Raw genomic sequence first — 14,829 nt, 5'->3', positions numbered from 1 at the left:
CGGACACTGCGGATATGAGCCGCATGCTCTAACCAACTGAGCTACACCGCCGAAATACTTTAAAGAAACCTCCCGCATGGGGAGGACTTGTTTTTTTGGTTGCGGGGGAAGGATTTGAACCTCCGACCTTCGGGTTATGAGCCCGACGAGCTACCAGACTGCTCCACCCCGCGCCACGGAATCGGGACTCTACCGGGATCACCGAAAGAAGTCAAGGAAAATAATCCAAAAAAACTGAGCGCCCTTACGAGCTCGAAAAATCACTGCTTTTTGACGATCCCTGCCAGCTTTTCTTGCAGCTTAAGATGCTCAGCCGCCTGCCCGGCCGCCTCGCTTCCAGCGTAAGGGCCAACCATAACCCGGTGCCAGACCCCCTTGCTGCCAAGATCCGCTTCCTGGGTAAATGCGGCATAACCTTTTTTCGCCAAGCGGTCGCGCAGCCCGGTGGCATCAGGCAACTGCTGGAATGAAGCCACCTGCACCACGTAAGCTCCCTGGGGCACCGCTTTCGGCAGGGGAACTGCCGCCGCCTCGACGGGTTTCGCCGGAACCGCGGCCACCGGTTCGACCGCCGCGGGCTGACTTTCCGGTTTCGTCACGGGTTGGGCCTCGGGCGGCAGGTTGATACCGCTTCCAAGCGGCGGCTGTTCTCCCTTGGGCAGGGCATCATAGAAGGTCAAACCCTCTTTTTTCTGCTCGGGCGCAGGCTCAGGTTCGGGTTCGCTCTCGACAAGGACCTCCGCCTTAGGCGGCTCCAGCGGCTTGGGCGCCACCGGCAGCGGCCTGGTTGCGGTCTCCGTGCTGATCGCGGCAGGAGTCGACCCGCTGCGGCCAACCATGATACCAAGAAAAAAACTGACCAGCGAAATGCCGAGCAGCAGGACAACGAGCAAAATCGCCTGTTTTTTCTCCATCCGCCGCTGAGTGCGCGACTTGACCTGGTGAACCATGAACCCTCCACAAGCATGAATGATCCGGCAGCGATTTACCCAGCGAGCTCAAACCGCCGCCAACGTCACCGATTCTCACCTTACAGGTGATTATAACAGCCGGGACGGCAATCATCATCCCGGCCGCATGGCATCAGTGCGATACTGACACCGGCACATCAAAATGTATCCTGTTCACACGGAAGTTTCGGAGTCGCCTCCAGATGCCCCAGCCTCTTTCAACGGCTCGCGCAGCAACACGTCTTCGCTGAAATCGGGACAGTGCAATGTACTGTCGTCCCCGCGGGAAAACCGCTTGGCGCAATGGCCCCGCCAGGCGCAAAGTGGACAGATTTTGCGAACGTCGTAAGGCATCGAAGGCCTCCCGGCTCGGTTGGCGTGCAGGAAGACATATCGTAGCCTCACAGGCGGGCAACTGTCAAGAAATGTGCTTGATTAGAAATTCGAAACAGTCCGGATGGGGATGAAGCAAGCTTTAGGTGGCCGGGTCTCAGCGACCGGGTTCCGCGGGCTCGACGACAGGCTCGGCAGCAGAAACCTGAGCGGCGCTTCCGTTCGGGGACCTGAACTGGTAAACCAGTTCATCTTCACGAACCATTCCCAATTCTTTACGGGAGATGGCTTCTAAATAACGGGGGTCGGAACGCAGGGCATCAATTTCTTTGCGCAGGCCCTGATTGGCCAGCTCCAGCGCTTGTACCTGCTGCAGAAGCAGCTCTTTCTGCTGATTTGACTGAACTGCGCAAAGAATCCCTTTTTCGCCGAAAACTGCAGCAGCAAGGACAGCCAAAACAATCAGGCCAGGGATAAGTGGAAACCAAATGGTTTTAGGTGCCGGATCAGACACGGACATTATGATCTCCTGCGACGCGTCAATGATTTGCCTGCGGTACCCGTCCTGGGACGGGTACCGCAGGGCAAGGAAATCAGTTCGTTGAAACCAGCGGTCTGAGTTTTTCCAGGGACTTGTCACCAATCCCCTTGACCTCCACCAACTGGTCGATGGTGGAGAAGGGTCCCCGCTCGCTGCGGTAGTCGATGATCCGCTGGGCCGATACCGGGCCGATGCCGGGGAGAACTTCGAGCTCCGCGAGGGTTGCGGTGTTGATGTTAACCGGGCTCTGGGCCGTTATCACCCCCTGCTCAGCCGCCACAGCAAACTGGACCGGAACGGTCAAGGCCAGAGACAAGATGATCATACCGAGGTACAGCATTTTTTTCATCATTTTTTTCCCTCCTGCGATATAAGTTGGATATAGACACGGCATACCAGTGCGACCTCTTTGCTCCTTTCCATTAACGCAGTGAAACCAAACCGTTCAGCCGCCGCCCTGCGGAACAGTCATATTTGTTTTTACTTATTAGCAAATTCTTGCTTTTATTGTCAACGCAAAATCGGACAAAAAAAAGCCGGCGGCTGCCGGCTTCGAATAAAATCTGCGTATTGGAAGAAAATTACTCCTCGTCACCATCGCTACTACCGAGCCCTCCCCCCATTCTGATCACATTGCCGATACCGGTCAGGGCAAAAGTCAGCATGTACTCCTGGTCTTCAAGACGGTCCCGCATGGTGAGAAAAACACTCCAGCACTGGGCGCGGTATTCGACATCAAAGACCTTCTCGAGCGTGATGCCGTCGGTAAAATCGTAGCGATGTTCATAGCCGAGATAGACCGGCGCCAACCAGGCCAGGTCGATCTCGCCAGCGAGGTACTCGTTGCTGTCCTTGACATAGCGATAGTCGAAGGAGAGCGCGTTGCCGGCCCTGTCTTTGAGCCCGCTGCGGGCATTGAAAGCCTGCAGGGAGCCCCCGTGGGGGTCGTAACGGGCATCGAGATCAAGGAAGGTCGCGCGAGTCGGAGCAAAGATCAACTCGGCCCGGATATCGGAAAAGGGATCCCGCCCGTCAAGCTCTTCCCGACGATGACGCGACTGACGGATATCGAAACTTTGAGACAATCGCAGGTAAAGGAATTCGAGATATTCCGCCTCCCCTTGCTCCGGTTCGAGACGCGCGGTAAAGCGGTTGGTTAAAGCGTAAGTAACGCGGTTTTCCGGCTCGATCCGGTCGAGATAATCGTAACGCGGCAGATGGTTTTGGTCAGACTCGGGAATGTAGGAATAAAAAACTTCAGGGTCAATGCTGTGACGAATCTTCTTATAAGAACCAAGGCCCGAGTTGTAGACCCGGGAAAAGCTGGTGCCGATGCGCGTCGAAAGATCATAAATCCCCTCATTTTCCCAGCCTGGACCGGCATCCGAAGTCTGGTAGGCCCGTTCGCGGTAGCCGATCTCGGGGACGATCTCGAGCCAGTCCAGCGGGGTGAAGAACGCAGATACCGCGGGCCGTACGCTCAGGCGCTGCCCCTTGATCTTGTCATCGACCTCATCGCGGCGCCAGAAATAGGCATAGGAGGTTCCGAGGCTGTAAAAGAAGGGGGTTTCGCCGATGCGCTGACGCAGTGCGTCGAATCGGATTTCGGGAAGCCGCTGCAAGGTGGTGTCGTCGTCCACCTCCAAATCCTTGGTATAGTCAAGCTGACCGGCCAGGATGGAATTCTGCCAGGCCCGGCTCAAATAAACGACTGACTCGACCTGGTCCTTGTTGTAATCCTCGGCCGCCACGCCGAATTCGTCAAAATAGTCGCGGTTGCTGACATATTCGACGTCGGCACTCAGGCGCCATTTTCCGGCGAGCGTTCCCAGGTGACTCCATTCGACGGCATAGCGGTCGCTTTCGTCGAGCGTCCCTGCAAGTGCCGGGTCCTCCTTGATTTTATCCCGCTGATACTGGTCACGAACATTGTTGACGTAATAGCCCTTGAGGGCCCCTTCGTTATCCTCCCCGAAAATATAGCGGTATTCGAGCCCCTGGCCGGTGCCGAAATCGGAAAGGTAATCGAAATAGAAGGTGGCGTCCTGATTGCGGTCGATGACCTGGTAGTAGGCCAGGGACAATTCCGCCCCACGCTTGTCAGAATAGCCGAAACGTGGCATCAGCAGGCCGGTTTCACGCTCGTTCTTGACCGGAAACACCATGTAGGGAAGATACAAGACCGGGATATCGTGCAGGTAGAAAAGGACGTTGCGAGCCTGGGCATATTTGCCGAGGGTGACGTCGACTCGGCTGGCACCGAATTTCCAGGAGGGCACATCACCGTCGCAGGTGGTGAAGGTACCGTCCTCGACCCGGTAGCTCTGGTCGCCAAGCTTTTCGATTTCGGCGCCGGCCAGGTGGAAGTTATGTTCACTCATGAACACGGTGCCGGAAGTGATGCGGCCGAGACCGGAATCGAGGTTATACTCAAGCTTTTCGGCCCTGAGGTCGCCGGCAGGCTCGGTCAGATGAACGTTGCCGCTGGCTTTGGCCTCGGCGGTTGATTCATTGTAAAAAACCTGGTCGGAGGCGAGCGTCACCGCCCCCTTCTTCAGCCGCACATCTCCGGTGGCTCGGTACGCAGAAGAGGCCTGATCGTAGACGAGTTCATCCGCCTCGAGACTGACCGGCAGGGGGGCACGCAGGTCGTCAAGTCCGCTGCCAGCGGTTTTCGCTGCTACCGGTTTCGACGGGGCGGCTGTCGGAGGCGACACGGTCCCCGAGCCCTTGGTTTCAGCTGGCGCCTCCAGGGGGACGACTTCGGCAAGGACCTGCAGTTTGTTTTGGTCGGCAACAACCGGTGACGCGACAGCCGCCGGAAACGTCGCCTGCGGGGCCAGCTGTTGCGCTTCGGCCACAGGCGAGACCGGGACGGGACGGCGCGTCAGGTCAATCGGCATAGCCACCTTGGCTCCCAGCAGCCGGGCGATGCCGACTTCAGCCAGAAGCTGACGCCCCTCGGGGTCGCCGCCCATGGCCGTAAGCACGACCTCAAGCCGATTGCGCAGGCCGCGTTTGACCCCTTGCCGGGCCACCACCAGTTCGGATGCCTCTTCGGCGGACCTGCCTTCGGGAATGACGGTGGCCAGCAACTGAAACTCTCCGGCAGCCTGCTGGCGGACATAGTCGACCTTGAGTACCGCCATGTCGACTACCCGGTACCGGTTCAACCATTCGTGCAGTTCAGCCGGCAGCTGAAATACGCGGATGCTGACTTCTTCGCCGAGACGTTTTTCAAGATAGGAGGCGAACCGCTGGGCCTGCGGTACGGTGGGGAAGAGCTGGGCGGCCTGGGGCACAATCCCGAGAGTAACCTTCGCCTGCGCCGGAGTAATCCAGCACAGCGTAATCAACAGCAGGGCCATCAGCCAAAATCGCATCACAAAACAGATCCTTCCGACGAGCCGGGCGATGTCCTGGCCTCACCCCTGCGCAGAAATAGTAGATTCGCCGCTGAGCAAATACTCACGGGCGGCGGCGACCAAATACAATGAGCCAGCCACCAGCACAATTTCGTCTTCCCCGCAATCCGCTTCGGCAGCCGCCAGGGCCTCCCGGCATGAGTTATAGACGCGGGCGGGACGGCCTGCCGCCTCGGCCGCGGCAGCCAGAATTGCAGGGGCGACCGCATCCTCGAGCGGCGGAACGGTACAGTACAGCGCCGACACCTGCGGGAGCAGCGGTGCGAGAATCGATTGCGGGTCTTTGTCTCCCTTGATCCCGACCACCCAGCGCACCCGCTTCCCCGCCAGGGTTTCGAGATAGGAGGCCAGCACCCCGGCCCCCCCTTCGTTGTGGGCCCCATCCAGCAGAACCCGCCTCTGGTCAGCCCACCATTCAAGTCGGCCCGGCCAGCGTACCGCCGCAACCCCGGCGCGCATGGCGGCTGGCGTGATGGTGGCGCCCTGCCGGCGTAATTCTTCGGCAACGGCCAAAGCCAGAGACAGGTTTTCGTGCTGATGAGCCCCGACCAGGCCGGGACGCAACCCATCGAGCTGCAACTCGGAGCCGGTATAGGCAAAGCCCGACACATCGAACCGCGGACCGAAATCCCGGCCGCACAGGCGCACCGGCGCTTTCCGGCCCCGTGCCAGATCAAGCAGCACATCAACAACTTGTGGGGATTGGCGGCCGACGATCAGGGGCACCTCGTCCTTGATGATTCCGCCCTTTTCCGCCGCGATCGCCTGAAGCTCGAAGCCGAGGTGGACGGTGTGGTCGCGGCAGATCGAGGTGATCACCGAAACCCGGGGCCGCTCGACGGCGTTGGTCGCATCGAGCCTTCCCCCCATCCCCACTTCGAGCACGGCGTAATCAACCTGCCGCCGCTGAAAATGGAGCAGTGCCATCGCCGTGGTGAATTCGAAGAAAGTCGCCGGGGTGTCCCCTGCCACCCTGCGCAGTTCGTCGGTGTACAGCGCCACCTGCGTTTCGCTGATGGCCTCGCCGTCGACCTGAATGCGCTCGGTGAAGGAGTGCAAGTGCGGCGAAGTGTAGAGACCGACCCGATATCCGGCCTCCCGCAGAATACGGGCCAGGCCGGCACAGACCGAACCCTTGCCGTTGGTGCCGCCGACATGGATGACGCCGTAGCTGCGCTCCGGCTGCCCCAGGCGAGCCAGCAGGGCCCGAATATTATCGAGACCCAGCTTGATTCCGAATTTCTGGAGGCCGTACAGGTAGTCGAGACTCTCCTGGAAATCCATGATCAGCTCTTGGTGAAAATCCGCAGGATCCGGGAGAGTTGCTGCTTCATCTCCTTACGGGGGACAATCATGTCCACCATGCCGTGCTCGAGCAGATATTCGGAACGCTGAAAGCCTTCGGGAAGAGTCTGGCGGATGGTCTGCTCGATGACCCGCGGTCCGGCAAAACCGATCAGCGCCTTGGGTTCGGCCATGTTGATGTCACCGAGCATGGCGAAGCTGGCGGTAACCCCGCCGGTGGTCGGGTCGGTCAGCACCGAAATAAACGGCAGTCCGGCCTTCTTCAGCTTGGCCAGGGCCGCACTTGTTTTGGCCATCTGCATCAGCGAAAGAATGCTCTCCTGCATGCGGGCGCCCCCGGAAGAGGAAAAAATGATGACCGGGCAGCGCTTTTCCAGGCCCAGCTCAATGGCGCGGGTGATTTTTTCACCAACTACCGACCCCATGCTGCCGCCCATAAAGCCGAAATCGAACACCGCAATCGCCACCGGCATCCCCTCAATGGTCCCTTTGCCACAGATCACCGCGTCGCTGCTGCTCTTTTTCACCGCCGCCTTGATCCGGTCCTTGTAGCGCTTGGAGTCCTTGAAATCGAGAAAGTCGACCGATTCCATGGCGCTGTCCATTTCGGCGAAGGTTCCCTGGTCGATGATCAGGCTGATCCGCTCGCGGGCCGAGATGCGGAAATGGTAATCGCACTTGGGGCAGACGTTGAGATTGCGCTCAACCTCTTTGGTATAGATGATTTCGTTGCAGTTCTTGCATTTGGTCCAGACGCCTTCGGGCATCTGGACTTTTTTCGTTTCCACTGCCGCAATCGGAGCTTTTGACCTTGTAAACCAGGACATATGTATACCTCGTGATGTTCTTTTTTCAGCGTTGAAATACGGTCAGAAGGACCCGACAACCAGAAAGCAGCCGATCGCCAGTCCGTGGTCTTACCTTTGCGCCAGGATAAACTGCTCTACCTTAATCGAAGCACCTGCCCTTTTCAACCGTTTTCTCCCGCGGCAAGGCGCCTGACCCGCCGCAACAACTGCAGAAACATGGCCTCGTCGATGCGCCGGGTCTGGACATTGTAACGGCTGGTGTGATAGCTGGCGACCAATGTCAGGCCGTTTTCAAGGGGATAACTTACCCCGTGTCCAAACGGGAAAGAACCCAAGGAGGCAATCACCCCCTGCTCCTTGAACAGCCGCAGACAACTGGTGAACGCCCCCTGGCCGAGAGCGAGCACCACCTTGAGCTGCGGCAGGGCAGCCAGTTCTTGAGCAAGAAACGGCCGGCAATGGGCAAATTCCGCGGCGGTCGGCTTGTTCTCCGGCGGCACACACTTCACGGCGTTGCTGATATACAGGTCGGTCAAGTGCAGGCCGTCGCCGGCATGGGAGACTTCGGGTTGGCTGGCAAACCCCACCTGGTGCAGCAGGGGATACATGAAATCGCCGGCCCCGTCGCCGGTAAAGGGTCGCCCGGTACGATTGGCGCCGTGGGCCCCGGGGGCCAGGCCGACCAGCAGAACCTGCGCGGCAGGGTCGCCGAACCCCGGAACCGGCCGGTTCCAGTAATCGCTCCGGGTTCTTGGCCCCTTGGGCGCCAGGGTCTGCAGGTAATCGACCAACCTGGCACATTTGCGGCAAGTGACCAAAGTCCTGGTAAATTCAGCGTCCACCTGCAGGCTCCTTTGCTGCACCCGAAAAATCGTATTGGCGGGCCTGCTTAGCGAGCCCCGCCAACAGTCGCTGGTGATAGGCGGAAAAGGCCTCGCGCCCGGTGAACCGCGCCAGAAAGGCCTGCGGACCGCGCACAACCGACTCGACTGTGACCAGCACGACGCCCGGCTGCGACTCCAATTGCAGGCTGGTGCCGGCCCGGCTTCCCAGCACGCCATCACGGCTGAAAGCAATCTCCCGGCCGACCCGCCATTGATCGATTCGCGCCGGTCCGGCGGCAGGATTCCCCTTGAACACCAGCTCAAGCTGTTCGCCCTCGGCCCAGGACGAACCGAGCCTGGCCGTCTCAACCCCTGGCCACCACCGGGGCCAGGCGCCAACATCTTGCAGCACCTGCCAGACCCGCGCCGGATCCTCCTTAAGCGCCAGAGAATCCTGCACAATGAAGGTGGCCGAGCGAGTCGACAGCAGCATCACCCCGAAGGCGACACTGAGCAGAAGGATCAGGGTTGCGGCCTTTTTCAGCATCGCAGTTGCGCTACTGCCACCCGTCAGCTCTTCGGCGCATCGCCCTTGGGGCGACTGGACTGGCGCCGGCGTGGCGGCTTCCTGGTCTTGGCGCCGGGCGCCGGCTTGGGATGGGCCGGGACCTTTTTGCGGGGTGCGCTGCGCTTGTAGTCCATGAAGAAGTCGTCATCTCCGGGAAACTGACTGGGAATTTTGCGACCGATGTATTCCTCGATGTCCGGCAGGTGAAAGACCAGGTCTTCATCGGCGAAACTGATTGCCTTGCCAACCGCCCCGGCCCTCGCGGTCCGACCGATCCGATGAACATAGTCCTCCGGATCTTGGGGGAGATCGTAGTTGATGACGTGGGTCACTCCATCGATATGAATGCCCCGCGAGGCGACGTCGGTCGCCACCAGGAAAGTCAGCTTCCCGTCTTTGAAGTCTTTGAGGATGCGCATCCGCTTATTTTGGGCAATATCGCCGGAAATAACCGCGGCCCGCAAGTCGTTGGCCTTGAGTCGGTCGGCCAGGTATTCGGCTTCCCGTTTGGTGTTGACAAACACCAGTACCCGCTCTGCGCCCGGTTCTTTTTTGAGCAACCCCAGCAGCAGCGGGAATTTTTCCCGCCGGGAGGCATGGTAGAGAACCTGCTCAATCCGCTCGACGGTCACCTGTTCGGGGAGGATTTCGACCTTTTCGGCCAGGTCCATGAACTCGTAGGCCAACTCGGAAACCCGCGGCGACATGGTGGCGGAGAAAAGCATCGTCTGGCGTTTTTCAAAGGGAGGCAATTTGCGCAGGATATAGCGCAGGTCCTTGATGAAGCCCATGTCGAACATACGATCGGCTTCATCGATGACCAGCGCCTCGATGCGGTCAAAAGAAAAGACCCGCTGGCGGGCGTAGTCGATCAGCCGGCCCGGCGTGGCCACGATGATGTCAACACCGTCCTTCAGAGCCTGGCGCTGCTTGTCATAATCCATTCCGCCGAAAATCGCCTGAACCTTCAGGTCACAGAAAGCCCCGAGCCCCTTGGCATCCTCGCAGATCTGCACCACCAGCTCCCGGGTCGGCGCGATAACCAGGGCCCGGGGGTTGTTACTGGTTTGTTTCCCGCTGGTCAGCAGGCGGGTAAAGAGGGAGAGGAGAAAGGCCGCGGTCTTGCCGGTGCCGGTCTGGGCCTGGGCCGCGACATCCTTGCCGGACAGGGCAATCGGGATGGTTTCTTCCTGTACCGGGGTGAGTTCGACGAACCCGACCTGTTCGATCCCCTTGAGGACCGACTCCGGCAGGTTCAGTTCGGAAAATTTCATGATGTCCTTTCGCTATACAGCGGATTTTGCATTATGGATGAACGACGCCACCCGTTCCGGATCCTTGCGACCCGGCGCGATTTCGACGCCGCTTGAAACATCGACTCCGTAGGGCCGCACCAGGCGGATCGCTTCGGCGACATTTTCAGGAGTCAGTCCACCGGCCAGAATCACCCGGCGCCCGGCAGCGACCCGCGCCGCCAGTTGCCAGTCGCAGACATGGCCGGTGCCGCCGTAACTGTCAGGCCGCCAGGCATCCAGCAGCAGCGCCGACACCCGGTAGTCATCGATGCCGGCAAGGCTATGTTCTCCCTGGACCCGTAGCGCCTTGAGCACCCGGCGCGGCGGGTAGAGACATTGGTCGGGGCCTTCGTCGCCGTGCAGCTGGATCACATCCAAGCCGCAGGTGTCGACGATCTCACGGATCTGCTCCGGCGTCTCGTTGACGAACAGGCCGACCGTGGTTACCAGCGGCGGCAGCTCGGCCACGATCTGCCGTGCCAGGTCAAGGCTCACCCCCCGCGGGCTTCTGGCATAAAAGACCAGGCCCAGGGCGTCCACCCCGCATGCGGCGGCGTGCAGGGCATCTTCGATGCTGGTAATACCGCAGATCTTGACTTTAACCATGACAGTAGCCGTAGGGGCGAATACCAAGCCGCCCGGGAATCAAAGGGCAGGCTTGCAACCTGCCCCTACGATAAATTAATCGACTTTGGGCAGATTGGCCAGCGATTGACGGATATTTTCTTCCGGATACTCGTAATCTTCGAGAGAACCGGAGAGATAGGCGTCGTACGCCCCCATGTCGAGCTGACCGTGGCCAGACAGGCAGAAAAGAATGGTCTTTTCCTTGCCTTCCTCCTTGGCCCTGAGGGCCTCGTCGATGGCACCGCGCACCGCGTGGGACGATTCGGGGGCGGGAACGATCCCCTCATTGCGCGAAAAGAGAATCGCCGCATCAAAGCAGGCGTTCTGCTTGTAGGACACCGCCTCGATCTGGCCGGCATGGTAAAGCTGGGAGACCAGGGCCGACTCGCCGTGGTAGCGCAGCCCTCCGGCATGGATGCCCGGCGGCATGAAGTCGTGGCCGAGGGTGTACATCATGGAAATCGGCGCCATCTTGGCGGTATCGCCGTAATCGAAGGCATAGACGCCCTTGGTCAGGGTCGGGCAGGAAGCCGGCTCCACCGCTACGCAGCGCACCTGCTTGCCGTTGGCTCGATCCGCGATAAAGGGAAAGGCGAGTCCGGCGAAGTTCGAACCGCCGCCGCAGCAGGCAATGACCACGTCCGGGTAATCGCCGGCGATCTTCATTTGCTCCTTCGCCTCCTGGCCAATCACCGTCTGGTGCAGGCAGACGTGGTTGAGCACGCTGCCCAGGGCATAGTTGGTATCGGCGTGGGTCGCCGCATCTTCCACCGCCTCGGAAATGGCGATCCCCAGACTGCCGGGATTGCCGGGGTCCCTGGCGAGAATGGCGCGGCCGGCGTTGGTTTCCATCGACGGCGAGGGAATCACGTTGGCTCCCCACAACTGCATCATGCTTTTGCGATACGGCTTCTGGGTGCAGGAGACCTTGACCATGTAGACGGTGCACTCGAGACCGAACATGCTGCAGGCCAGTGCCAGGGAACTCCCCCATTGACCGGCCCCGGTTTCGGTGGCCAGTCGCTTGATCCCGGCCTGCTTGTTGTAATAGGCCTGGGGGATGGCCGAGTTCGGCTTATGGGAACCGGCCGGAGAAACCCCTTCGTACTTGTAATAGATCTTGGCCGGGGTCCCGAGCGCTTTCTCCAGGTTGTGGGCCCGGTAGAGCGGAGAAGGCCGCCAGAGCTTGTAGATCTCGCGTACCTTCTCCGGGATATCGATCCAGCGCTGGGTTGAAACTTCCTGCTCGATCAGGGCCATCGGGACGATGGCCAGCAGATCGTCGGGAGTCACGGGTTTCAGAGTCTGGGGATTGAGCACGGGAGCCAGCGGACCCGGCATGTCAGGAATTATATTGTACCACTGCTTGGGCAGTTGATTTTCCGGCAGAATAATTTTGGTATCCACGGCAGCTCCTTCTCTCTGGATCAGTCCTGCAACAGGGATTGCAGTTTGGTTTCGATATCGGCTTCCCGCATCAGGCTTTCGCCGACGAGAAAAGCGCGTGCACCGGCCCGGGTCAGCCGGACGATGTCGGCACGGCTGTTGATGCCGCTTTCGGCCACCACGATTTTTTCGGCGGGGATGCTCGGCAGCAGGCGCTCGGTGGTCGCCAGGTCGGTGTGAAAGGTCTTGAGGTTGCGATTGTTGATGCCGATCATCTCGACCGGAACCTGCAGGGCCAGCTCCAATTCGGCCTCGTCATGCACTTCGAGCAGCACGTCCAGCCCCAGTTCGGTGGCCAGACCGGCAAAGTCCTGCATCTCATTCAGGCTGAGCGCGGCGGCGATCAGCAGAACGGCGTCGGCCCGGTGGGCCCGGGCTTCGTAGATCTGGTAGGGGTCGACAATGAACTCCTTACGCAGCAGCGGCAGCGACACCGCTTCGGCAATGCGGGGGAGATAGGCCAGTTCACCGTGAAAAAACCGGCTGTCGGTGAGAACCGAAAGACAGGCAGCGCCGGCCTGCTGGTAACTGCGGGCGATGGCCACCGGTTCGAAATCGGCCCGGATGATCCCCTTGGAGGGGGAGCCTTTTTTTACCTCGGCGATAATCGCCGTGCCGTCTTCAGCCCTGCGGCGCAGGGCCGCGGCAAAACCGCGGGGAGCCTGCGCATCCGCCAGCAGCGCCCGCAGCTCGGCCAGGGCCACCTTCGCCCGCGCCGCAGCCACCTCCTGCGTTTTATGGGCAAGGATATCGTCAAGTATCATTTTCGGGTCATTTCTATCAAGGCATCGAGTTTTGCCATGGCCCGGCCTTCGTCGATGGCACGGGCGGCCAGTTGCAGGGCGGCCGGCACCTCTTCGGCCAGTCCGGCAGCGACCAGGGCGAAGGCGCTGTTGAGCAGTACCACGTCCCGTTTCGGGCCGGCAGCACCGGACAGGATAGCATGGACGATCTGCGCATTCTGCTCGGCATCCCCCCCCTGCAGGTCAGCCAGGGACGAGCGGCTGAAACCGAAATCCTCCGGCTCCACGGTGCCAAGCAGCACCTGGCCGTCGCGAATTTCGGCGATCCGGGTCGGGGCGCTCAGGGTGACTTCATCCATACCGTCCAGACCGTGGACCACGAAACCGCGGCGGCAGCCGAGCTGGACCAGCACCCTGGCCAGCACCTCGACCAGCTCTTCGCGATAAACCCCGAGAACCTGGCGATCGGCGCCGGCCGGGTTGGTCAGCGGGCCGAGAATATTGAAGATGGTGCGGATGCCGATTTCTCGGCGCGGCCCGATAGCGTATTTCATGGCCCCGTGCAGGGCCGGAGCAAACAGGAAACCGACCCCGATCTCGTCGATGCAGCGCTCCACGATCTGCGGCGTGACGTCGAGGTTGACCCCAAGCTTCTCCAGCACATCGGCACTGCCGCAGGCCGACGAGATACTGCGGTTGCCGTGCTTGGCGACCTTGGCGCCGCAAGCGGCGACCACGAAAGCGACAGTGGTCGAGATATTGAAGCTTTTGGTCCCGCTGCCGCCGGTACCGCAGGTATCGAGAATCGTCTCACGATCGAGGTTGATTTCTTCGCGGTCGATATCAAGAACCCGGCCGACCCGGATCGGCGTCGCCCGTTCACGCATGACCCGGGCCGCCCCGGTGATTTCCGCAACGGTCTCCCCCTTCATGCGCAGAGAGGTGATAAAAGCTCCAACCTGGGCCGGTGTCGCTTCCCCCCCCATGATCTGGTTCATGACCTCGATCATTTCCGCCTCGGACAGGTCCAGGCGTTCAACCACCTTGGCTATTGCCGTCTTGATCATTCCCACCCCCCGTAAGGCGTAAGGACAAAGGAGGAGCATGCTCCTCCTCGCGCCTCACCCATCACGATTTATCGAGTCATTTCGAGAAAATTGTTCAGCAGCCGCTTTCCTTCCACCGTCAGGATCGACTCGGGATGAAACTGGACCCCCCAGATCGGCAAGTCCCGGTGTTCCATCCCCATGATTTCCTGCTCAGCCGTCCACGCTGTCACCCGCAGGCAATCCGGCAGGCTCTGCCGCTCAACGATCAGCGAGTGGTAGCGAGTCGCTTCGAAAGGGTTGGACAATCCGGCGAACAGACCCCGGCCGTCATGATGGATGGGGCTGGTCTTTCCGTGCATCAGCGAGGCGGCACGCACCACCTTGCCGCCGAAGGCCTGCCCGATCGACTGGTGCCCGAGACAGACGCCGAGGATCGGCATTTTTCCGGCTAACTCCTGGATCGCCGCCACGGAAATTCCGGCTTCGAGGGGCGAACAGGGCCCGGGAGAAACCACCAGTTGTCGCGGGGCCCTCTTTTCAATTTCGGCTACCGTGATCTTGTCGTTGCGGTAAACCTCGACCTCGGCACCGAGTTCCTGCAGGTACTGGACAATGTTGTAGGTAAAGGAGTCGTAGTTGTCGATCATCAGCAGCATGTCAATCCAACCCCTGTCGCGCCAGTTCAATGGCCACTTTCACGCTCATGGCCTTGTTGACCGTCTCTTCATATTCGGCAGCCGGGTTGGAATCGGCGACGATCCCGGCCCCCGCCTGCAGGTGAATCTTGTCCTGGTGAGCCACCAGGGTCCTTATCGCGATCGCCAGGTCCATGTTGCCGTCAAAGGAGATATAGCCCACCGCGCCGCCGTAAATCTCGCGGCGCACCGGCTCCAACTCTTCGATGACCTCCATGG

General features: G+C 60.3%; 15 protein-coding genes and 1 tRNA gene. All 16 read right to left on the bottom strand.

The genetic code is table 11. The annotated features are described in order from the left end of the window. Positions 1-96 precede the first annotated feature (96 nt). Positions 97-173, bottom strand: a tRNA-Met gene (locus tag ABYV89_RS07200). 87 nt (positions 174-260) lie between these two features. Then, positions 261-950 carry an SPOR domain-containing protein gene (locus ABYV89_RS07195; protein ID WP_432822268.1) on the bottom strand — a complete coding sequence of 230 codons (690 nt, stop codon included), beginning with the start codon at positions 948-950 and terminating at the stop codon, positions 261-263. Positions 951-1,440: 490 nt separating this feature from the next. Then, positions 1,441-1,803: an FtsB family cell division protein gene (locus tag ABYV89_RS07190; RefSeq protein WP_432822267.1), complete on the bottom strand. Its 363-nt coding sequence runs from the start codon at positions 1,801-1,803 to the stop codon at positions 1,441-1,443. A gap of 73 nt (positions 1,804-1,876) precedes the next feature. Beyond that, a complete protein-coding gene (locus ABYV89_RS07185) occupies positions 1,877-2,176 on the bottom strand; it encodes a ComEA family DNA-binding protein (protein ID WP_432822266.1) in 300 nt (99 codons plus the stop codon). Positions 2,177-2,405: 229 nt separating this feature from the next. Beyond that, the gene (gene lptD / locus ABYV89_RS07180; protein WP_432822269.1) at positions 2,406-5,207 is read right to left on the bottom strand and encodes an LPS assembly protein LptD; all 2,802 of its coding nucleotides are present in this window, start codon (positions 5,205-5,207) and stop codon (positions 2,406-2,408) included. 42 nt (positions 5,208-5,249) lie between these two features. After that, positions 5,250-6,533: a bifunctional folylpolyglutamate synthase/dihydrofolate synthase gene (locus tag ABYV89_RS07175; protein WP_432822265.1), complete on the bottom strand. Its 1,284-nt coding sequence runs from the start codon at positions 6,531-6,533 to the stop codon at positions 5,250-5,252. Between the two features lie 2 nt (positions 6,534-6,535). After that, positions 6,536-7,381 carry an acetyl-CoA carboxylase, carboxyltransferase subunit beta gene (accD, locus tag ABYV89_RS07170; RefSeq protein WP_432822264.1) on the bottom strand — a complete coding sequence of 282 codons (846 nt, stop codon included), beginning with the start codon at positions 7,379-7,381 and terminating at the stop codon, positions 6,536-6,538. 143 nt (positions 7,382-7,524) lie between these two features. Beyond that, positions 7,525-8,205, bottom strand: coding sequence for a uracil-DNA glycosylase (locus ABYV89_RS07165; protein WP_432822263.1), 681 nt, complete (start codon positions 8,203-8,205; stop codon positions 7,525-7,527). Next, positions 8,195-8,734 (bottom strand): SRPBCC family protein, encoded by a 540-nt coding sequence (locus tag ABYV89_RS07160; protein ID WP_432822262.1) that lies wholly within the window; start codon positions 8,732-8,734, stop codon positions 8,195-8,197. The genes ABYV89_RS07165 and ABYV89_RS07160 overlap by 11 nt, the downstream gene beginning before the upstream one ends. Positions 8,735-8,757: 23 nt before the next feature. Further along, a complete protein-coding gene (locus tag ABYV89_RS07155; RefSeq protein ID WP_432822261.1) occupies positions 8,758-10,029 on the bottom strand; it encodes a DEAD/DEAH box helicase in 1,272 nt (423 codons plus the stop codon). Positions 10,030-10,041: 12 nt separating this feature from the next. Further along, the gene (locus ABYV89_RS07150) at positions 10,042-10,656 is read right to left on the bottom strand and encodes a phosphoribosylanthranilate isomerase (RefSeq protein ID WP_432822260.1); all 615 of its coding nucleotides are present in this window, start codon (positions 10,654-10,656) and stop codon (positions 10,042-10,044) included. A 75-nt stretch (positions 10,657-10,731) separates the two neighbouring features. Beyond that, the gene (locus tag ABYV89_RS07145; RefSeq protein WP_432822259.1) at positions 10,732-12,084 is read right to left on the bottom strand and encodes a TrpB-like pyridoxal phosphate-dependent enzyme; all 1,353 of its coding nucleotides are present in this window, start codon (positions 12,082-12,084) and stop codon (positions 10,732-10,734) included. Between the two features lie 20 nt (positions 12,085-12,104). Beyond that, positions 12,105-12,887, bottom strand: a complete 783-nt coding sequence (gene trpC / locus ABYV89_RS07140; protein WP_432822258.1) for an indole-3-glycerol phosphate synthase TrpC — start codon at positions 12,885-12,887, stop codon at positions 12,105-12,107. After that, positions 12,884-13,933 carry an anthranilate phosphoribosyltransferase gene (trpD, locus tag ABYV89_RS07135; RefSeq protein ID WP_432822257.1) on the bottom strand — a complete coding sequence of 350 codons (1,050 nt, stop codon included), beginning with the start codon at positions 13,931-13,933 and terminating at the stop codon, positions 12,884-12,886. Before trpD ends, trpC begins: the two co-directional genes overlap by 4 nt. 68 nt (positions 13,934-14,001) lie before the next feature. Next, positions 14,002-14,571, bottom strand: a complete 570-nt coding sequence (locus ABYV89_RS07130) for an anthranilate synthase component II (protein WP_432822256.1) — start codon at positions 14,569-14,571, stop codon at positions 14,002-14,004. 1 nt (position 14,572) lies between these two features. Beyond that, positions 14,573-14,829: chorismate-binding protein (locus ABYV89_RS07125; protein WP_432822255.1), on the bottom strand; the 257-nt coding region annotated here is incomplete at its 5' end.

The organism is Trichloromonas sp., assembly GCF_041583255.1.
Taxonomy (GTDB): Bacteria; Desulfobacterota; Desulfuromonadia; order Desulfuromonadales; family Trichloromonadaceae; genus Trichloromonas.
Note: the sequence above shows the minus strand (reverse complement) of the source record. Positions and strands in the feature narration are given on the sequence as shown.